We start from the raw sequence: 20,455 nt of genomic DNA on the forward strand, positions 1-20,455 counted from the left end.
TGCGGAAGACAGACCTAGGGGTGCCGCACCGGTGGACGACGCGCCCCGGGCCTGGGCAACCCGGACCTGGGCAACCCGGACCTGAGCAACCCGGGCCTGGGCGAGGAGCTCGCCAAGCCGGCGCACGTCCGGATCGGTCAGCAGGCGTTCCACCGTAACCGGCCGACCGGCGGAGTCGGTCACCGGGAGCCGCCAGTTCGGATAGGCATCGGTCGTGCCCGGCAGATTCGGCTGATGCCGGTCGCCCAGCGCGTCACCCGGCGACCCGAGCACGATGCGGCACGGAGACCGCACCAGCAGCCGGTGCAGCGCGAAAACGATCTCCTGCCGAACGGCGGGGCCGAACGCCTCCCGGAGGGCGGGGTCAAACTCCGGCCGGCCGCTCCCGCCGGGGTTCCCCCGTCCGCCGAGGCCCGCCGCTGCGCCAGCCGGATCCACCAGTCCCTCGGATCGCACCAGCTCGACCAACGCGTCCCGCTCGGCTCGCCAACCGGCCGCCTCGGCCTCCTCCGAACGCCCGAGCAGCCCCAACCGGGCGCGGGTGCGCACGTGCTCGCCCTCGAGGTAGCCGGCGGCGGTGGGCAGGTCGTGCGTGGTGAGGCTGGCCATCGTCGCCGCCCGGTACGCCGTCGGCGGCGACGGCCGGCCCTCGGCGTCCTGCTCGAACCACAGCACCGTCGAACCCAGCACGTCCAGGCGGGCGAGCGTCGTCGCCACCGACGCCTCGACGGTACCCAGATCCTCCCCGACGACGACGGCGCCGGCGCGGGCGGCCTCCAACGCGAGCAGGCCGAGCATCGCCTCGGCGTCGTAACGCACGTACGTCCCGTGAGCGGCGCCCGCCCCAGCCGGAATCCACCACAGCCGGAACAGGCCGAGGATGTGGTCGACCCGCAGCCCGCCGCCGCGGCGCAGCACCGAGGCAACCATCTGACGCAACGGCGCGTACCCGGCCTCGGCCAGGGCATCCGGCCGCCACGGCGGCAGCCCCCAGTCCTGGCCCTGCTGATTGAAGGTGTCCGGTGGGGCCCCCACGCTCGCGCCGACGGCGAGAACGTCCTGCAGTGCCCAGGCGTCCGCACCGCCCGGATCGACGCCGACGGCCAGGTCGTGCACGATCCCGGCGGCCATCCCGGCGGCCCGGGCGGCGGCCTGCGCCGCGGCGAGCTGCTGGTCGCAGCGCTGCTGGAGCCACACGTGGAAGGCGACGCGGTCGGCCAGCTCCGCCCTCGCCTCGGCGACGGCGGGCGCGCCCGGATGAGCGAGACGCGCCGGCCAGGTCCGCCAGTCCGGGCCGTACCGCTCAGCGAGCGCGCTCCAGGTCGCGAAATCGATCAGGTCGGACCCGGCCGGCTCGGCGGATGCCACCTGCTCGCCGCCGCGCCGGAAGACCTCGAAGAGCAGTTCCAGCGCGGCCAGCTTCGCCCGCCACACCGCGTCCCGATCGAGCAGACCGTCCCGCCGACCGTCGCGGCGGGCGCCGCGGGCGAGCTCGTCAACGGCCGACCGGGTGGCGGGATCGGCCCGAGCGTACTCGGGCGTCCGCTCCGGTCGCAGGTAGAGCGGGGAGACAAAACGGCGGCTCGCGGGCGAGTAGGGGGACGCCGCGACGGGCAGGGTCGGCGCACCCGCATGCAGCGGATTCACCAGCAGCACGTCAGCACCTGCCCGGCCCGACCAGTCGGCGAGCGTCGCGAGATCGCCGTAGTCCCCCATCCCCCAGGACGACGCCGAGGTGAGCGCGTAGAGCTGGATCATCCAGCCCCAGGCGCGGGCCGGCGGAGCGAGGGCGGCGGGGCCGGGCACCGCGGCCGGCACGGCGACGACCTGGCAGCGATGCCGCTCGGTTCCGGCGTCGACGTGCAGCACGTGGTCCCCCAGGGGCAGGCCCACCGGGAGCCCGATCGGCCGGGCGACCCAGGGCACGCCGTCGAGCACCCGCTCGGCCAGGGGGGCGCCAGGGGGATCGAGGACGACCCGGCCGCCGGTGCCGAGCTCCAGCTCGGCGTATGGAATGACATCCACGGGCGTGTGAACGACCACCGGGCGCGGTGCTGCGGCGACGACGACGGCGCAGGCCGGCACCCGGCGTCGCCAGGGCCGTTCCAGCGCCGCCGCGAGCGCCGCGGCGGGATCCGTCGGATCGACCCCCGCCAGCCGCAGGACGGCCCGGACGGTGTCCGGCGCAACCTGTACCGGGACACCATCGGCCCCGAGGTAGGACGTCGCCACACCGGACACCGCGGCGAGTTCGGCGAGGACCTGGTCGACGGCGGGGTCCACCACCGGCGCCCCGGCGGGCTGCGGTTCCGCCGGGGCGGTGGGACCAGTGGCGGGCACGGGGGACGCGGACGCGGGGGACGCGGGCGCGGATGCGGTGGGCACGGCAGGGCAGTCGGAAGTCACGACCTGAGATTCTCGCCCGCGCGGTCCGGAGGCGGAGCGGCGCCGCCCGGCGGGTTCGGCTCCGGGCCCGGTGCGGTGGCCGGGCCCAGCGGACCGGGGTCGTCGACGACCGGCAGCCGCATCCGCAGCAACGCCCCGCCACTCGGAGAGCTCTCCGCGGTGACGGTACCCCCGTGGGTGTGCACGGCATCCGCGACGATCGCGAGGCCGAGCCCGGATCCGGGCAGGCCCCGCGCGGAGGTGGCCCGGTAGAAGCGGTCGAACACCTGCGCGCGGTCCTCCGGCGCGATGCCCGGTCCGTCATCCGCGACGGTTACCTCGCCGTCCCGGGAGCCGACCCGGACGACGGAGGCGGGCGGCGAGAACTTCACGGCGTTGTCGAGCAGGTTGGTGACTGCCCGTTCGAGCATGTTCGCCCGCCCGTCGACCGTCGAGGACGTCGCGTCGACCTCGATGCCGACGCCCTTGCCGGTGGCGCGGCGCCGGGCCCGTTCGGCCGCGGATCGCACGATCTCCGCGAGATCGAGCCGTTCCACCTCCTCGGTGGGCGCCTCGTCCCGGGCGAGCTCGACCAGTTCACTGACGAGGCCGGACAGTTCGCGCATCTGCGCGCCCACGTCGCGCAGCAGCGCCTCACGGTCGGCCGCGGGCAGCGCGCGATGCGGGTTCGCTTCGGCGCGCAGCAACAGTTCGATGTTCGTGCGCAGGCTCGTCAACGGGGTGCGCAGCTCGTGGCTGGCATCGTCGACGAGCTGGCGCTGGCGGGCCCGGGACGCCTCCAGCGCGCGCAGCATGCTGTTGAGGCTCTCCGCCAGCCGGGTGATCTCGTCGGATCCGGTCACCGGGATGAGCGCCGACAGATCCTGGGTGCGAGCGACCTCCTCGGCGGCCGCGGCCGCGGCGTCAACGGGTTTGAGCGCGGCACGTGCCACGATCTGTCCGGCGAGCACCGAGCCGACCACCCCGACGATCCCGACGACGAGCAGCACCAGCGCGAGATCGCGCAGGGTCCGGTCGACGTCGGTGGTCGGCCGGGCGAGCTGCAATGCACCGCCGGACGCGGGACGTTGCAGCGGAACCGTGACAAGTCGGTAGGACTGCCCGTCGATGGCGATCGTGCGCAGGTTCTGGGCCCGCTCCCGCCGGGCCACCTCGGCGTCGGCGGAGTCGACCGGGATCCGCATGCTGTTCCAGGACGAGACGGCGTTCTCCAGCGGATTGCCGGCGGCATCGAGGAACTGGCCCTCCAGCCCGAAGCTGAACGCCTGCAGTTCCAGCCCCAGCGGACTGGTCTGGATGGTGTGCGCCGACGCCTCAGCCTGCTCTACGAGCTGGTCGTCGATGGCCTGGTTCAGCACGATGCTGGTCGCCCCCAGCGACACCCCGGCGACGACCGTCACGGCGGCAGCCACCGCCATCCCGACAAGCAGGGCGAGCCGAGCCCGCAATGTCAGCTGACCGAGCGGGGAGGAAAACCGGATCCTGGAGTGACGTCCCGGGTGGACGCGCCGCGTGAACCCGTCCAACCGGCCGGCGCGCCCGTTCACCGCCACCTGCCCCACTGCCGGCTGCCCCGCTGCCACCTGCCCCGCTGCCGGGCGACCCGTCAACGGCTGCGGCCACCACGGCGATGGCGCGGCCCCCTGGTCGGGGGCACTGCTCACGCGCGGTCCCCCGACGGCTCACGCAGCACGTAGCCAACTCCGCGCACGGTGTGCAACAGCCTGGGCTCGCCGTTCGCCTCGAGCTTGCGGCGCAGGTAGCTCACGAAGACCTCCAGCGAGTTCGATGTCGGGCCGAAGTCATACCCCCAGACCCGCTCCATGATCATGGAGCGGGAGAGCACCTGACGCGGATGGGCGAGAAACAACTCCAGCAGCTCGAACTCGGTCTTGGTCAGAATCAGCTCCCGATCACCGCGGGTCACCTGGCGGCTAGCCTGATCCAGACAGACCCCGCCATAGCACAGCGTCGAGCCGGGGATCCCCTTGGACCCGTCCGAACCGGCCGCCCGCACCCGCGCGGCCAACGCCGCCCGGCGGATCAGTGCCCGCAACCGGGCGAACAGCTCCTCCAGCGCGAACGGTTTGACCAGGTAGTCGTCGGCACCGACGTCCAAGCCGCTGACCCGGTCGGCCAAGCCGTCCCGGGCGGTCAGCATGAGCACCGGGACGTCGTCGCCCTGGGCCCGCAGCCGACGGCAGGTCTCCAGCCCGTCCACCCGGGGCATCATCACGTCCAGCACGACGATGTCCGGCCGCTCGCGGCCGATGACGCCGAGCGCGTCCGCCCCGTCCACCGCCGTGGCCACCTCGTACCCCTCGAACCGCAGCGAGCGTTCCAGGGACTCCCGGACCGCCGCGTCGTCGTCCACCACCAGTACCCGCACGCCCCCAGTCTGCCTTCACCCGACGCGGTGATGGTGCTGCGCGGGGCCGGTCTCAGGAAGACATACCGCGATCCTCAGGACAGTTTCAGCCACCGTGAGCCCAGACTGCCCAGCACGCCCAAACCGCCCAGACCCACCGGCACGCCCAGACTCACCGGCACGCCCAGATCATCCCCTCAACCGCGACGGGTCGGGGGCGGGCGGGTCGATCCGTGCCCGCGGCAGATCCGTCCCCTGAGCGTCCGCGGCACCCCCGCCGACCCCGGCATCCGGATCCGCGTCGTCCTCCGCACGGCTCCCGGCGGTCTCCTCGTCGTCGTTGACCATGATCACCTCACTGCGTTGCACGGAACCGAGCTCGATCCCGGCCGCGCCAAGCGAGGTCCGGACCCGCTCACGCAGCTCGCGCGCGACCTCCCACTGCTTGAGCGGCTGGGTCTTGATGGCGACACGCAGGGTGTAACCGTCCGAGGTCATGGTCTCCATCCCCCAGACCTCGGGCTCGGCGAGGATGAGGCTGCTCCACTTCGCGTCCGCCCAGAGCTCGTTCGCCGTCCGGGCCAGCACCCGTTTGGCGGTGGCGACCTCGGTGTCGTAGTCGAGCGGAACGTCGAGCACGGTCCGTGCCCATTGCTGGCTCTTGTTACCGACCCTGGTGATCTCGCCGTTCCGGACGTACCAGACGGTGCCCTCGACGTCACGCAGTCTGGTCGTCCGGAAACTGACCGCCTCCACGGCACCGGAGACCGGACCGAGATCGATCACGTCTCCCACCCCGTACTGGTCCTCCAGCAGCATGAACATCCCCGACAGGAAGTCCCGGACGAGGTTCTGCGCACCGAAACCGACCGCGACTCCCAGCACACCGGCGCTGGCGACGATGGGGGCGAGATTGATACCCAGCTCGCCCAGGATGCTGAGGAAGGCCAGGCCGAAGATGAAGATGGACGTCACGCTGCGCAGCAGCGAACCGACCGTCGCCGCACGCTGACGGCGCCTTTCCATCAGCACCGCCGGATCGCCGAACGCGCCCAGCAGAGAGCCGGCGCGGGAACCCCGGAACAACCCGCCCCAACTGCCGGAACCGGTCCGTTCGGTGGCGTGTCCGATGTCGGTGGTGCGCCGGATGAACCGGTGCAGCAGCGCCCGCACCACAAACGCGATCACCAGAATGAGCGCGATGCGGATCGGGGTACCGAGGAACACCTCAGCCCCGGAGGCAAGATAATTACTGTGGGTAATGTCGTAGACGGTGCGGCACAGCAGCCCCGGATCGGTCCCGCAGGCGTCCCGCAGCGCGGTCGCAACGCCCTCCAGGGACACCAGCGGGTCAGAGGTCACCGACGGGCTCGGCGAGGGCAGTGGGGTGGGCGTCGTCAGCCCGGACGTCGGGCCCGGCACTTCGGTGGGTGACGGCGAGGCGGACAGCAGCATTCCCAGCGACGGGATGAGAGGCTGAGCCAGCAGGGACGGGGCGGGCGTCACGGCGTCGATCATCCTTCCGGTCGATTGCGATCATTCGAAGTTCCTCGAGCAGGCCGAGGTCACCGGCCCTCCCGCGCTCACGGCGGCGCGGGCGGCGGCCGCAGATCAGTCTCACCCATGCCGGTGGCCCGGCGGTGGGGGCCCCGATCCGGTCGGCGGACAGCCACGCTCCGACCCAACCCGGCCAGGTCTCCCATCACACCCGAAAAAGCACTTTCCGTATTGATGCGGTCACAAAATGGTCGCCTGTATGTGACAAAGGCCACGAGATATGTGCAGCGCCACGGCACGAAAGGCGATGACCATGCAAACAGGCTCGCGTTCTGCCGCAGAAGAAGGTTGACTGTCCATTGTCACCGGAGACGCTGGGCAGAACGGCCCGCAAAGGGCCCTCGGTGGGCAGGAGGTCGGCGCGTGGCAGAGGCGCTGGTTCTCAATGCCACGTACGAGCCTCTGTGCGTGGTGTCGCAAAGGCGCGCGCTGGTGTTGGTCCTGACCGACAAGGCCGTCATGGTCGAATCGGCCGGGCAGGTTCTTCGGTCCGCGACGGCCTCCGTCGATGTCCCGATCGTGGTCCGGTTAGCGCGTTTCATCCGGGTGCCGTACCGCTCGCAGATCCCGCTGACCCGCAAGGGTGTGCTGGCCCGCGACCATCATCGCTGCGTGTACTGCAATGCTCCGGCAACATCACTTGATCATGTCATTCCACGCTCCCGTGGGGGCCCGCATGCGTGGGAAAACGTCGTGGCGGCCTGTGGCCGCTGCAACCATCTGAAAGCCGACCGGGCCGTCGCTGATCTCGGCTGGCGGCTCCGCACGGCGCCACGGGCGCCGAGCGGAGCCGCTTGGCGCATTCTGGGCTCCCGTCGGATGGATCCACGCTGGTCGGCCTACCTGAGTACCGACGTGACCGAGGCCGCCTCGGCCTGACGGCACCCGCCCGGAGCGTCCTCTGCCCGGGCGTCCCCGCCTGCCCGGGCGCCCCGCCTGTTCGAGGCGTTCCCAGGCACGGCGACGGCAGATCGGCCGGATGCCAGGGTACGGCGGGACCTGCCAGGGCAGCTAACCTGCATGCGCATCCTCGTCACCGGGGCGACCGGGTACATCGGCGGCCGGCTGGCTCCCCGCCTGCTCGACCGTGGCCACCATATCCGGGCCATGACCCGGGATCCCCTCCGGCTGCGGGACATCCCATGGGCCGCCCGGGCGGAGGTCGTCCGCGCCGACGCCCGGGATCCGGAGTCGTTGCGGTCCGCGCTCGACGGGATCGAGGTCGCCTACTACCTCATCCACTCGATCGACGGTGGTGGTGACTTCTCCGCGGTCGACCGGCGGGCGGCGAACGCCTTCGCCGTCGCGGCCCGGGCGGCCGGTGTCCGCAGGATCGTCTACCTCGGCGGGCTGAGCCCGGCGACGACGGGTGGCACGTCCGCCCATCTGAGCTCCCGCCAGGAGGTCGGGAGGATCCTGCTCGGCTCGGGGGTGCCGACGATCGTGCTGCGTGCGGCGGTCGTCATCGGCAGCGGCAGCGCCTCGTTCGAGATGCTGCGCTACCTGACGGAGCGCCTGCCGGTGATGCTGACGCCGCGCTGGGTGCGGACCAGGATCCAACCGATCGCCGTCCGGGACGTGCTGCACTATCTGATCGGCGCTCTGGACGTCCCCGACGACGTCGAGGGCACCTTCGACGTGGGCGGCCCGGACATCCTGACCTATGCGGAGATGATGCAGTGCTTCGCCGCCGTCGAGGGGCTGCGGCGCCGGATCATCGTCCCGGTTCTGATCCTGTCCCCCGAGCTGTCCTCGCTGTGGGTCGGGCTCGTCACCCCGGTGCCGGGCGGCATCGCGAGGCCGCTCATCCGTTCCTTGCGCAACGAGGTGGTGGCCCACGACCACCAGATCGCCCGCTGGATCCCCGATCCCGCCGAGGGACTGCTGCCCTTCGACGCCGCGGTGGCCCTCGCGCTGGCCCGGGTGCGGGCACGTTCGGTGAAGACCCGCTGGTCGACGGCGGTGTGGCCGGGATCGGGAGGCGCATCGGACGACGGGGACGGCGCCGGTGCCACGCGCCCCCCGAACGAGCCCCTGCCGACCGACGCGCAGTGGGCCGGGGGATCCCTCTACGTCGACGAGCGCAGCATGGCCGTGGCGGCGCCGCCGGCCTGTCTGTGGCACGTCATCGAGGGCATCGGGGGCGACAACGGCTGGTACTCGTGGCCCCTGGCCTGGTCCGCCCGCGGCTGGCTGGACACCGCCCTCGGTGGCGTCGGTCTGCGCCGGGGTCGGCGTGATCCGCAGCGGGTGCACGCCGGGGAGGCTCTGGACTTCTGGCGGGTCGAGGAGATCGAACCGGGCCACCTGCTCCGGCTGCGTGCCGAGATGAAGCTGCCCGGCGAGGCCTGGCTGGAACTACGCTCGATGATCGACGCCGAGGGCACCACGACCTACTGGCAGCGCGCGAGTTTCCTGCCCCGCGGACTTCCCGGGCAGCTCTACTGGTGGTCGGTCAGCCCGTTCCACGCGGCCGTCTTCGGTGGAATGCTACGCAACATCGTGCGCAAGGCCGAGGACGAATGGGCCACCGGCGCCGTCGCCACCGCCTGATCACGCGGCCTCGGCCCGGCTCGTCAGGTGGCCCGGCAGCGGATGCTATCCCCAGGAGCGGCCCTGGACCGGCGGGTCGAGGGGAGGCTTCCGGGACAGGCCCGCCGAGGGAGACGGATTGGGCCTGACGATCGGTCTCGTCGGGCCGGCGGCACCCGGCTCCCGGTCGGGTATCTCGATATCGAACCAGACACGCTTGCCCCCGGGGGTCATCTCCACGCCCCAGGCCAGCGCCAGCGCCTCGACCAGCAGCAAGCCCCACCCCGACTCGGGCTCGGGTTTGTTCTCCGCGGCCGCGCCGGGCCGGGGCAGATGCGCGCCTTCCCGGTCCTCGACACTGATCCGCAGCCGACCGGGTTCCATCGATGCCCGCAGCACCAGATCACTGCGGGCGTGCAGCACCGCGTTCGTCACCACCTCGCTGACCAGCAGCGTCGCGTCCTCGACGGAGGTGATCCCGCATTCGGCGAGGACCGAGCGCATCGCTGTCCGGGCCTCGCCGGCCGACGCGGCCACCGCGGGCAACGCGAGTTCGAGCAATGGCGGGTTCACGGCCTGCGTGGTGAGCACCACCATGGCAGTATCGTCGTCGGTCCGGGCCGGGAGACCGGCGGCGATCAGGCACCATTCGAGCAGCGTGCGGGCGGTCTCCTCGACGGGGCCCTCGCCGGGGCCGTTGACGGTGTCCGGACCGAACCAGCTACGTGCCGCGAAGTTCACCCTGCGCGCCCGGCGCCGCCGGTCCACCCAGGAGCGACGTTCCGGCACCCCGGGGGGTGGGCCGAGCGACGGGCCGGGGGCCCGCCGATCCGTCCACGCCTTCCCGGTCCGTTCCGCGCTCAGGCCAACGCCCTCGCCCCCGCTTCCAGCCGCCACGTCGGCACCCGCCGCGACTTCGACCGCCTCGAGGCCTGCCGCGGCCGCCCGGGCACGCTGTGCGGTAAGACCGCGTCGAAGATTGTCCAAGCCGTCCACGAGCGGGCGGCGTCGCGACTCCACCAGGCCGTCGGTGAACATCACCAACGCCGATCCGGGTGGAAGCGCGACGGTCGTCTCGCTGAACACCGCCCCCTCGCCGACTCCCAGCGGGAGCCCGGGGTCGAGCACCAGATAGTCGGGGTCCTCGTCGGGAAGGATCACCAACGGCGCGGGGTGGCCGGCGTTCGCGATCGTCGCCCGGCCGGTGTCCCGGTCGTAGACGGCGTACATACAGGTCGCGAGCTGGAGACCGGGCAGCAGGCCGACGACCCGGTCAAGCCGGGTCAGCACCTCGACGGGGCTCCAATCCTCCAGAGCGTAGGCGCGCAGCGCCGCCCGCAGCTGGCCCATCACCGCCGCGGCATGCAGGCCGCGCCCCATCACGTCACCGATGGCCACCCCGACTCGCCCCCCGGCGAGCGGTATGACATCGTAGAGATCGCCTCCAACCTCCGTCCCTGCCGTTCCCGGCCGGTACTCCATCGCGATCTCGACCCCGTCGAGTGCGGGGGGATGCGCCGGCAGGAGCGACCGTTGCAGGGTCAGCGCGGACTCCTGTGCCTCGCGGAAGCGTTGTGCGTTCTCCAGCGCGACGGCCCCCCGCCGGGCGAGGTCCTCCAGCAGGTTCACCTCCGCTTCGGAATAGAAGCCGGTGCCGCGCCCGACAGTGATCGCGCCGAGGATCCGGCCGTGCGCCGGCAACGGGACGGTGACGGTGGGACCGCTCTGGATCCGGCGGAACTGCTGGTAGGCGAGCTCGTACGGGAACAGCGGCACCGGGCGCAGCTCGTCGAAGTCCGGCAGACAGTACGTCTGGCCGTTACGCATGACGACGCCCGGCGGGAAGTCGTCCGCGAGTTGGGGCGGCCGCGTGGCGACAATCGCCCGCATGATCTTGCCGGCTTTCGGGTCGTGGAAGACCGAGGCGCCGAGCCTGACCTGGTCGCCCTCGCGCAGCCACACCAAGGCGCCCGTGCCGAGACGGGGCACGGCGAGTCCGGCGATCAGGTCGACGACCCGATCGGGGTCGAGGGAGGTGCCGAGGACGAGACCGGCATCGGCCAGGAAGGACGGGTCGGAGCCACCCAATCCGTCGTCATGGTCCCCCCGAGCACCGTGGCACAGCGCGCGGACAGCCTCCCGCGCGGCCCGCAGACCTGCGGACGCCGACCGCCGCACCTGATCGGACCTCCGTGATTCACCGACAAACCCTGATATACCGGGCGCATAGGGCGAAATCCCGGTGGATGGTTCCGACGTCACGGGCACACCATCACATCCCCGACCAAATCCGATTCTCGGTACTGCTCCGTAACAGCCAGTCACCTGGTCCACCTGCGGCAGTCTAGTTCGGATATCGGATATCACGCATCAGGGGAACGTCGGCCCGAGCCGCAACCAGTACCCCATCGCCCTCCCTTCGCCCCCACCGACCGGGTTTGATGCTGGATAGGCATCACCCGACCGAGGAACACGCGCTCCGCCGCGCCGTCCCGACGCGGCGGAGCGGTCCCTGGGTAGGCGCACAACAGGGGCACCTGCACCAAAAAGGCCAGGAACGCCAGAAGGAGCCAGATGAGGACACATTATTCTGTTGAGGACTGCCCCACAAAGACACCCTCATCTACTAAGGGAGATAAAATACCTTATTCCTGTCCTCGATCTAGAGTCCAGCACGGCAACCGGAGCGACGCGGGCAAGGACCACGCGGGCAGCGAGAACGTCGAGGGTGCTGGGGACAACAAGGACAACAGCCCAGGAGCCGGCGACGCCGGGGAGCTGGATCGCCCGAATGGCGCCGACGGCCGGGTGCGGTCGCCCGGCCGGGACGGGACGTGGTGGCGCCGGGCCGTGCTGTACGAGGTGTACCTTCGCAGTTTCGCCGATTCCGATGGTGACGGGGTCGGCGATCTGGAGGGGCTGCGGCGGCACCTGCCCGTGCTGGCCGAACTCGGCGTCGACGCGATCTGGATCACACCCTTCTACTCGTCCCCCATGGCCGACCACGGGTACGACGTCGCCGACCATCGCGGCGTGGATCCGCTCTTCGGTGACCTCGCGGACCTCGACGCCGTGCTCGCCGACGCCGCCGAGGCCGGACTCGCCGTGCTGATCGATCTCGTGCCGAACCACTCGAGCTCGGCGCACCCGGCGTTCCAGGCGGCGCTCGCGTCCGCGCCGGGCAGTCCCGAGCGGGAGCTCTACATCTTCCGCGACGGCCGAGGCCCCAGCGGCGAGCAGCCTCCGAACAACTGGGAATCGGTGTTCAGTGGATCGGCCTGGACGTGGGTGGCGGACGGCCAGTGGTACCTGCACCTGTTCGACGCCGAGCAGCCCGACTGGAACTGGGATCATCCCGCCGTCCGCGCGGACCATGCCGCGACGCTGCGGTTCTGGCTCGATCGGGGGGTCGACGGGTTCCGGATCGACGTGACCCACGGGCTGGTGAAGGACGCCGAGCTACGGGACAACCCGCCCGGCGCCCTGTTGGCTCCGGACAGCGGGTTCCGCGAGGAGCACGAGCCCCGGGTCTGGGACCAGGACGGGGTGCACGAGATCTACCGCGAGTGGCGCGCGATCACCGACGAGTACACCGCCCGCGACGGGCGTCCCAGGGTCCTGATCGGGGAGACCTGGGTGCGCGACCCGGCCCGGCTCGCCCGCTACGTGCGACCGGACGAGCTGCACCTGACGTTCTCGTTCTCCCTGCTGAGCATCCCCTGGTCGGCGGCGGCCTGGTGGGCCGCCATCGATGCCGAACGCGCCGCGCTGACGGCGGTCGGCGCGCCGGGCACCTGGGTGCTCGCCAACCACGACGTGGTGCGTCCGGCGACCCGTTACGGCGGCGGTCCCACGGGGACCCGCCGCGCGCGCCGCCCTGCTCACGCTGCTCGCACTGCCCGGCACCGCGGTGCTGTACCAGGGCGACGAGCTAGCGCTGCCGCAGGCCGAGGTGCCGCCGGCCGCCCGTCGCGACCCGATCTGGACGCGGTCCGGGGGCACGTCGCCGGGCCGGGACGGCGCCCGGATCCCCCTGCCGTGGTCGGGGGACACGCCCCCTTACGGATTCACCTCGGCCGGCGCCGACCCGTGGTTGCCGCAACCCGCCGACTGGGCGGACCTCGCGGTCCTCGCGCAGGCGGCCGACCCGATGTCGACCTGGCTGCTCGTGCGCAGCGCGCTCGCCCTGCGCCGTGCCCTCCCCCACCTGCGTGGCGACGACCTGCGCTGGTGGGACGACGCCCCGGCCGGATGCCTGGCCTTCGACCGCCCCCGCGCCGGCAGGCTCGTCGGTGCCCCCGGCCCCGCCCACCTCGGTGGGGCCGGCCAATATGACCTGCGTGATGACGACCGAGGGGAAGATGGCGGTTCCGCTGCCCGGACGGCTGGTGCTCGCCAGCGGACCGGTGGGGTACGACGGCGCGACCCTGACGCTGCCCCCCGACACGACGGCGTGGATCGCGCCCCGCGACGGCTGAGAACACCCGTCGCCCGGATCGGGCCGCACCGCGTGCCGCAGAATGGACGAGTGAGCCAGTCTCCTCCGCGCACTCTCCCGGTCAGCTCCTTCTACGACGCCGCCGGCGGCGAACCGACGTTCCGGAAGCTGGTCGCGCGGTTCTACCAGGGTGTGGCAAACGATCCGGTACTGCGCCCGCTCTACCCGGAAGAGGATCTGACCGGCGCTGAGGAGCGCCTGCGCATGTTCCTCATCCAGTACTGGGGTGGCCCGACCGACTACCAGGAGCAGCGCGGGCATCCTCGGCTGCGGAGGCGGCACGGCCCGTTCGCGATCGGCCCGGCGCAGCGGGACGCCTGGCTGAAGATCATGCGGGCCGCGGTCGACTCCCTGGACCTGCCGCCCGATCTCGACAGGCAGCTCTGGGGCTACCTGTCGATGGCGGCGAACTCGCTGCAGAACCGCCCCGACTGACCGCTCGGTGCCCGCGGGCACCGGCCGGGCGGCCGGCCCGGGTGCGCTCTCAGTCCCGGGTGAGCTTGCGGTAGGTGACGCGGTGCGGGCGGGCCGCTTCCTGCCCGAGACGATCGATCTTGTTGGTCTCGTAGTCGGCGAAGTTCCCCTCGAACCAGAACCAGCGCGCCGGGTCCTCGTCGGTTCCCTCCCAGGCCAGGATGTGGGTGGCGACCCGGTCGAGGAACCAGCGGTCGTGGGAGATGACCACGGCGCAGCCGGCGAACTCCAGCAGCGCGTCCTCCAGGGAGCGCAGCGTCTCCACGTCGAGGTCGTTGGTGGGCTCGTCGAGAAGCAGGACGTTGCCGCCACGCTTGAGGGTGAGCGCGAGATTCAGCCGGTTACGCTCCCCGCCGGACAGCACACCGACGGGCTTCTGCTGGTCGGGCCCCTTGAACCCGAACGACGACACGTACGCCCGGCTCGGGAAGTCGACCTTGCCGACGACGATGTGGTCGAGGCCGTCGGAGACGACCTGCCAGACGTTCTTCTTCGGGTCCAGGCCCGAGCGGGTCTGGTCGACATAGGCGATGTCGACGGTGTCGCCGATGACGAGCTCCCCGGCGTCCGGCGCCTCCTGCCCGGTCAACATCTTGAACAAGGTCGTCTTACCGATGCCGTTGGGGCCGATCACGCCGATGATGCCGCCGCGCGGCAGGGTGAACGACAGGTTGTCGATGAGGAGCCGGTCATCGAAGCCCTTGGTGAGCCCCTTGGCCTCGATAACCTGGTTGCCGAGCCGGGGGCCGGGCGGGATCTGGATGTCCTCGAAGTCGCGCGGGCGCGCCCGGTCCGCCTCGGCGGCCAGCTCCTCGTAGCGGGCGAGGCGCGACTTGCTCTTGGTCTGGCGGGCCTTCGGATTGGACCGGACCCACTCGAGTTCCTGGGCGAGTACCCGGCGCCGCTTGGCGTCCTTCTGGCCTTCGACCTTCAGCCGGGCCGCCTTGTTCTCCAGATAGGTGGTGTAGTTGCCCTCGTAGGGCAGGGCACGGCCCCGGTCGAGCTCGAGGATCCAGCCGGCGACGTTGTCCAGGAAGTACCGGTCGTGGGTGACGGCCAGCACGGCGCCCGCATAGCGGGCGAGGTGCTGCTCCAGCCAGGCGACGCTCTCGGCGTCGAGATGGTTGGTCGGCTCGTCGAGCAGGAGTAGGTCGGGAGCCTCGAGCAGGAGCTTGCACAGCGCGACCCGGCGGCGCTCACCGCCGGAGAGCAGGGTGACGTCGGCATCGCCGGGCGGCAGCCGCAGCGCGTCCATGGCCTGGTCGAGCTGGCTGTCGAGCTCCCAGGCGTTCGCGGCCTCGATCTTGTCGATGAGCTCGGCCTGCTCGGCGAGGAGGGAGTCGAAGTCCGCGTCGGGCGCGGACATCTTCTCGTTGATCTCCTCGTAGCGGGCGAGCACCCGGCGGATCTCGCGCACGCCGTCCTCGACGTTGCCGCGGACGTCCTTGGTCTCGTCCAGCGAGGGTTCCTGGGCGAGCATGCCGACCGTGTAGCCGGGGCTCAGGGTCGCCTCGCCGTTACTCGGCGGATCGAGGCCGGCCATGATCTTGAGCAGGGACGACTTCCCCGCGCCGTTCGGGCCGACTACCCCGATCTTGGCTCCGGGGAGGAACGACAGGGTCACGTCATCGAGGATGACCTTGTCGCCATGGGCCTTGCGCGCTTTGCGCATCTGGAAGACGTACTGCGCCATGCCATCAACCCTAGGGCATCGCGCCCGCGTTCCTCACAGCGGTGATCGGTGGCCCGTCGGCCGACGCCGGGGACCGGGCGGATCATCGGGTCCTCCCGGTCCCCGGACGGCATCCGGTGGGTACCACACCACGAAGAAGGGCACAGACTGTGGGGGCGACCGCTGCATGGGGACGACCGCTGAAACGGAGATGACGAGCGCGGGGAGGACGGCATGCTCGCGAGTGACCATCGGCTCGGGCTGGCGGCCGAGGCGTTCATCTTCGGATATCCCCTGGTCAGCAATGTCCGGCTGAGCGTACGGACGGCGGCTGAGGGAATCGGGCCGATCCGGCCCGCCGGGTACAACGCCTTCGCTCACGAGACGGAACCGCCCGCGCCACTGTCCTGCTTCGTCAGCGTCGACAACGACGCCCTGTGCTCGGTGGCCGAGGTCGACCTCACGCCGGGTCCGCTGGTCCTGCGGATCCCCGACACGCCGGATCGTTACAGCGTGATGATCTTCATGGACGCCTGGCGGAACAACTTCGCCTACGTGGGACGGCGAACCACCGGCGGACGGGGTGGGCGCTATCTGCTCGTCCCGCCGGGCTGGACGGGCAGCGCGCCCGCGTCGCTGGCCCGCATCAAGGCGCCGACCCGGCTGCTGACGCTGATCAACCGGTTTGGCTTCGACGGCCCGGCGGACATCGCGGCGGTGTCCCGGCTGCAGGAGGAACTGGACCTGAGCCCGCTGGATCCCGAGGCCCGCCGCGCGGAGGGACCGCCGGAGCACTCGAAGAGGGTCTGTGACGACCTCCGGTTCTGGGAGGAGCTGCGCATCTGGCTGCGCGCCTATCCTCCGTCGCGGGCCGAGGCCGAGTACGCCCGCCACTTCACCTCGCTCGGGATCCTCAACGATCCTTCGCCGTACATCGACCCCAACCCGGGCCTCGCCTGGTCCCTGCGCACCGGGCTGCGCGCCGGCCGCGACGAGCTCGAACGGGTGGCGCACGCCGGCCGGGCGCTGACGAACGGCTGGGTGAGCACCCCGCATGCCCTCGACTTCAACCTGGACCGACTCGGACCAGGCACGATCGACGATCCGGCCTGGCGGATAAGCGATCGGGCACAGGCCCGTCTCGCCCGGGCGATGGCCGCCCGGCTGCCGCGGGGCGCGACGCACGGCTACGAGGAGATCCAGGCGAGCCGTGCTATCGACACGGACGGCCGTCAGCTGAGCGGGGCCCACCGGTACCTGCTGGAGCTGGTGCCGCCTCCGCAGGCCGTGTTCTGGTCGCTGACAATGTACGACGCGCCCGAGTATTACCTCGTCGAGAATCCCCTGCACCGGTATTCCCTGCGGAGCGGCGACCGCGATCTGCGCCGCGGTCCGGACGGCTCGGTGCGCATCCTGCTCCAGAGCGATCCCCCGGAGGACGGCGGGCCGCTTGCCAACTGGCTGCCCGCGGCAGTCGGTGATTTCCGGCCCGTCCTACGGATCTACGAGCCGGGGACTGACGTCCTCGACGGAACGTACATGCTTCCTCCCATCCGCCGCATCGACCGATCACCGGGCCGACCGATCACCGGGGGATCGGGGCGCCGGGGCAGGCAGGTTACCCGGGCGGGCAGGTCAGCCTCGACGATCATCGATGATGATGCGCAGCGGCGGCCGACGCCCCTCGCCGACCTCATCGACCTCCCCCAGGGATCCGAGCACGGTGACCGGCGGGCCGGCAGCCGGCCGGGAACCGTCCGACCGGGAGCTGTCCGACCGGGAACCGTCCCGTGCGGCCAGCCGCACGGGCAGCACCTTATGATCAAGGAAATGTTCCCGTCCGGAAGGGCTCGTCGCGTAGTAGGCCACGGTGATGGAGGTGCCCCGGCCGTCCCGCACGGTGCTCGCCGACGGACGGCCGAGGGATCCGGAATGCACCGGGGACCGGCCGGAGTCGTTGCGGTCCGTCGTGGTGCCGCCGGGGCTGTCCGTGCCGCCGGCGATGTTGGTGATACTGGTGATATTGGCGACGTCGGTGATATCGAGGCCGTCCGCGTCGACGGTGAGGATCATCGAGGTGGGGATCCGCGGATGGACCGGAATCGACAGGCGGCGGGCACCCTCGGTGAGCACGACGCGGGCGGAACGGGCGCCCGCGGGCGCGGCATCCACTCGCAGGGTCACCGCCACCCGCCTGCCGCTCCTGACCGCCAGCCGTTCGACCCGCGCGGTGGAAGGCGAGGCGGGTGAGCGGCCGTAGGCCGATGCCAGGCGGAGCAGGTAGGCCGGGCGGTCCGCGTGGTCAGCGGCCACGATGAGATCGTCGACCCCCCGCGACACGGCGAACAGGACGGGACCGTCGAGCTTCGGCCCGTTCGCGGTCACCGGAGTGGGATGCCCGAGAAACGGCGGGTTCACCGCGACGAACACGAGCGGGTCGCCCGGCAGCCGATTCAGCATCGCGCTGAGGTCACGGTCGTGCCCGGTGAGCGTGAGGTTGGCGCGCACCGCCCCGACCAGGACGACGGCCGTGAGCGCCAGGATGGCGGCGCCGGTCCCCGCGACGGCGGTGAGCCCGAAGCGGTGCCCGCGGGCGAAGACGGCTTCGCCGGCCCTGACCAGGCCCTCCGCGCCGAGGTGGACGAGCGGGATGAGCACCGGGACCAGGTAGAAGGGGCCGACGTAGCGGATGCCGCCCCACAACTCGGCCGCGTTCCACGCGCCCCAGAAGCCGACGTATCCGCCCAGGAAGAGCAGCCCACCCGCACCCAGGACCGCGGCGGGTGCGGACAGCTGCCGCCGAGCCGCCACGACGATCGCACAGCCGGCCAGCACTACTCCCCCGCAGGCCCAGCCGCCGAACAACCACAGGTGGTCGCCAACCGACTGCAGCCCTTCGACCAGGCCGAAGTCGTGCCTGCCGTCGCCGGGATACAGCTTGCGCAACCCGAAGCCGATCTTGTCGTCGGGTTCGAGGAGCGCGAACGGCAGCCGCAACGGGTCACCGGTGGCGGCGGCGTTGCTGAGCAGGACGAGCACCATGGGCGCGGCGAGCCCGCAAAGCAGCCACCGGCACAGCCACCAGCGCCCGCCCGTGGAGGTCAAGACCAGCCAGATCGCGAGCGGAGCCAGGAGCAGGACGACGTCGTACGGCCGCACCGCCGCCGCCACGCCGAGGGCGAGGCCCGCGACGACCACCGGTGCCGCCCGTCGGCGGCGCCGTCCCCGCAGCACTCCCAGGACGGTCACCTGCAGCAGCACCAGGGTCGGCAGGTAGCTCAGCACCATCGCGCTCTGGAGGATCACCAGCGGGGAGAAGGCGAGCAGGGTCGCCGCCAACGCCGCGGTCCGCCGGCTGCCGGACAGCTCGGCGCCCAGTAGGTAGGTGACGACGACCGCCGCCATGACGATCATCGCAAGCGCCGGATCGATGCTTCCCGTCAGCACGATGCCGATCGCGAAGATCGCGGGTACGAAGGGCGTGTACTTCAACACGTAGTGATCGCCGACAACGGTTCCCAGCCATGGCAGGTAGGACGGCGCCGGGTCCGGGGCGGGCGGGAACAGGCGGCCCTCGGCGAGGGTCCTGGCATGCAGGAGGTAGATGCCCTCGTCGTTATTGACCGACAGGAACGGGAACACGGTGTGCCGGAGGACGACGGCGACCGCCGCGCTCAGGACGGCGAGCACCATCACGTACCGGGCGGGCCCCGAGATGCTCGCGAGACGAACGCGCAGCCGCTGGACGGGAGCCCGCCGACCGTGAGCGTCGTCGGAAGCCGGCGGCCCGGCCGGCGGTTGTTCGCCGTCCGGCCGGGACCGCGGCGTGTCGTTCCGGGGCTCAGCATCACCCCTGGGCGCGGCGACGACCACCGATCCGGGTGTCGCGTGCGCAAGGCCGCTCTCCAAGCCGGGACTCACGACAACCTGCGCATCGATGACGTCGAAGGGCGCCTGCGGCTCTGTCCCGGGTTCGGCGGAGACAGGCCCCGTCGGCCCCATCTCGTGCCGGCTGCTCATCCACGGCACGGTACCCAGCGCCCTTGGCCGCGCCGGACGCAGGTCGGTCCGACTCGCCCTCCAGGTCCCCGCCATCGACGGCTGGACGATCAGGAGAGGTCATGGGAGGAGGAGGGAAACGACTGCCAGGGTGAATCGTCGACCGTCACGGCGGACGGGCGCGGTTCGCCGGGCGCCACACCCGCGCCCTGGAGCCGCCCGGCACCCGCCGGCGGTCCCGCGACCATCGACGCCATGGCCGTCGCGGCAGATGCCGCTCCGGCCGCATCCGCATCCGCACCAGCGACCGGGAAGCCGGCCAGAGCACCGTGCTCGGATCCCACCAGAGCGGATCCCACCAGAGCGGACGGATCACTGGGAACACCCGTCGCGGCCGCCGCCCCCGCGGGGGCGGAGCCCGGGCGACGGGCAAGTCGCTCCGAGCGAGCCGCATGCCAGGTGAGCTCGGTTCCGACCGCATCCGCGTCGATCTCGTAGGTAACCCGCCGTTCCCCTTCGCCCGTCTCGAACGACCGCTGCCGCAGCCGGCCGTAGACGAGCGCACGATCACCCCGGACGAGGCTGGCAGCGACGTTGTCCGCGAGCTGGCGCCAGCAGGAGACCCGCAGGAACAGCGTGGTTCCGTCGACCCAGCGGCTCTCGGAACGATCGAACCGGCGGGGCGTCGACGCGAGGCGGAAGGTGCATATCGACGCACCGTTGGCCGCCATCCGATGATCCGGATCGTCGACCAGGTTGCCGACAAGCGTGATGGTCGTCTCGAGCATGGCGTGCTCCTCGGGTCAGGGACGGATCCGCCGGGCTGGCCGCGAACGGCCTCTCCCACAGTGAGCCGTCACGGCGACTTCGGAAACCCTCGGTTGGTCGCCTGTGGATAACGAGGGTTCATCCACAGGCCACGCATCCCCGGAGCTCGACCTTCCCAGGA

12 protein-coding genes and 3 pseudogenes are annotated in these 20,455 nt (G+C 71.5%); 7 read left to right on the top strand and 8 right to left on the bottom strand.

What is annotated here, in order from left to right; translation table 11 throughout:
• The 4 genes from malQ to AC08OJ_RS09440 form a co-directional block, all read right to left on the bottom strand.
• On the bottom strand, nucleotides 1-2,406 hold a 2,406-nt coding region (gene malQ / locus AC08OJ_RS09425), incomplete at its 3' end, for a 4-alpha-glucanotransferase (protein WP_476595529.1).
• A complete protein-coding gene (locus AC08OJ_RS09430; protein ID WP_476594519.1) occupies nucleotides 2,403-4,070 on the bottom strand; it encodes a HAMP domain-containing sensor histidine kinase in 1,668 nt (555 codons plus the stop codon). The genes malQ and AC08OJ_RS09430, both read right to left, overlap by 4 nt.
• Entirely contained in the window at nucleotides 4,067-4,795 is a 729-nt protein-coding gene (locus tag AC08OJ_RS09435; protein WP_476594520.1) for a response regulator transcription factor, read from the bottom strand. Before AC08OJ_RS09435 ends, AC08OJ_RS09430 begins: the two co-directional genes overlap by 4 nt.
• A 168-nt stretch (nucleotides 4,796-4,963) precedes the next feature.
• The gene (locus tag AC08OJ_RS09440; protein ID WP_476592989.1) at nucleotides 4,964-6,292 is read right to left on the bottom strand and encodes a mechanosensitive ion channel family protein; all 1,329 of its coding nucleotides are present in this window, start codon (nucleotides 6,290-6,292) and stop codon (nucleotides 4,964-4,966) included.
• 402 nt (nucleotides 6,293-6,694) lie between these two features.
• On the opposite strand from AC08OJ_RS09440, the gene AC08OJ_RS09445 reads away from it, so the two are divergent.
• Nucleotides 6,695-7,210, top strand: a complete 516-nt coding sequence (locus tag AC08OJ_RS09445) for an HNH endonuclease (protein ID WP_476592990.1) — start codon at nucleotides 6,695-6,697, stop codon at nucleotides 7,208-7,210.
• Nucleotides 7,211-7,351: 141 nt separating this feature from the next.
• Nucleotides 7,352-8,884: an SDR family oxidoreductase gene (locus AC08OJ_RS09450; RefSeq protein WP_476595530.1), complete on the top strand. Its 1,533-nt coding sequence runs from the start codon at nucleotides 7,352-7,354 to the stop codon at nucleotides 8,882-8,884.
• Nucleotides 8,885-8,929: 45 nt separating this feature from the next.
• Here AC08OJ_RS09450 and AC08OJ_RS09455 read toward each other — a convergent pair whose 3' ends face one another.
• Nucleotides 8,930-11,041 (bottom strand): ATP-binding SpoIIE family protein phosphatase, encoded by a 2,112-nt coding sequence (locus tag AC08OJ_RS09455; RefSeq protein ID WP_476595531.1) that lies wholly within the window; start codon nucleotides 11,039-11,041, stop codon nucleotides 8,930-8,932.
• 396 nt (nucleotides 11,042-11,437) lie between these two features.
• Between AC08OJ_RS09455 and AC08OJ_RS09460 the strand changes: the two are divergent.
• From AC08OJ_RS09460 to AC08OJ_RS09475, 4 genes and pseudogenes are all read left to right on the top strand, one after another.
• Nucleotides 11,438-12,652, top strand: a pseudogene (locus tag AC08OJ_RS09460) (alpha-amylase family glycosyl hydrolase); the annotation flags it as partial.
• Nucleotides 12,653-12,773: 121 nt separating this feature from the next.
• Nucleotides 12,774-13,013, top strand: a pseudogene (locus AC08OJ_RS09465) (alpha-amylase); the annotation flags it as partial.
• A 193-nt stretch (nucleotides 13,014-13,206) separates the two neighbouring features.
• Complete coding sequence (locus AC08OJ_RS09470; RefSeq protein ID WP_476595533.1) at nucleotides 13,207-13,341, top strand: hypothetical protein; 135 nt, start codon at nucleotides 13,207-13,209, stop codon at nucleotides 13,339-13,341.
• A gap of 32 nt (nucleotides 13,342-13,373) precedes the next feature.
• A complete protein-coding gene (locus AC08OJ_RS09475) occupies nucleotides 13,374-13,796 on the top strand; it encodes a globin (RefSeq protein WP_476595532.1) in 423 nt (140 codons plus the stop codon).
• 49 nt (nucleotides 13,797-13,845) lie between these two features.
• Here AC08OJ_RS09475 and ettA read toward each other — a convergent pair whose 3' ends face one another.
• Nucleotides 13,846-15,528 carry an energy-dependent translational throttle protein EttA gene (ettA, locus tag AC08OJ_RS09480; RefSeq protein ID WP_476592993.1) on the bottom strand — a complete coding sequence of 561 codons (1,683 nt, stop codon included), beginning with the start codon at nucleotides 15,526-15,528 and terminating at the stop codon, nucleotides 13,846-13,848.
• A 213-nt stretch (nucleotides 15,529-15,741) separates the two neighbouring features.
• On the opposite strand from ettA, the pseudogene AC08OJ_RS09485 reads away from it, so the two are divergent.
• Nucleotides 15,742-16,962: pseudogene (locus AC08OJ_RS09485) on the top strand (DUF1254 domain-containing protein); the annotation flags it as partial.
• 180 nt (nucleotides 16,963-17,142) lie between these two features.
• Here the strand turns inward: AC08OJ_RS09485 and AC08OJ_RS09490 are convergent.
• Both AC08OJ_RS09490 and AC08OJ_RS09495 read right to left on the bottom strand, forming a co-directional pair.
• Complete coding sequence (locus AC08OJ_RS09490) at nucleotides 17,143-19,527, bottom strand: DUF7846 domain-containing protein (RefSeq protein ID WP_476592994.1); 2,385 nt, start codon at nucleotides 19,525-19,527, stop codon at nucleotides 17,143-17,145.
• 89 nt (nucleotides 19,528-19,616) lie between these two features.
• Nucleotides 19,617-20,294, bottom strand: coding sequence for a single-stranded DNA-binding protein (locus AC08OJ_RS09495; protein ID WP_476592995.1), 678 nt, complete (start codon nucleotides 20,292-20,294; stop codon nucleotides 19,617-19,619).
• Nucleotides 20,295-20,455: the final 161 nt, after the last annotated feature.

The sequence above is a fragment of the Frankia sp. CgKIO3 genome (genome assembly GCF_977946435.1).

Coding starts and splice junctions, on each gene's coding strand:
- AC08OJ_RS09440 (WP_476592989.1), bottom strand. CDS start 6,292: ATGATCGACGCCGTGACGCCCGCCCCGTCCCTGCTGGCTCAGCCTCTC.
- AC08OJ_RS09450 (WP_476595530.1), top strand. CDS start 7,352: ATGCGCATCCTCGTCACCGGGGCGACCGGGTACATCGGCGGCCGGCTG.
- AC08OJ_RS09470 (WP_476595533.1), top strand. CDS start 13,207: ATGACGACCGAGGGGAAGATGGCGGTTCCGCTGCCCGGACGGCTGGTG.
- ettA (WP_476592993.1), bottom strand. CDS start 15,528: ATGGCGCAGTACGTCTTCCAGATGCGCAAAGCGCGCAAGGCCCATGGC.
- AC08OJ_RS09490 (WP_476592994.1), bottom strand. CDS start 19,527: ATGAGCAGCCGGCACGAGATGGGGCCGACGGGGCCTGTCTCCGCCGAA.
- AC08OJ_RS09495 (WP_476592995.1), bottom strand. CDS start 20,294: ATGCTCGAGACGACCATCACGCTTGTCGGCAACCTGGTCGACGATCCG.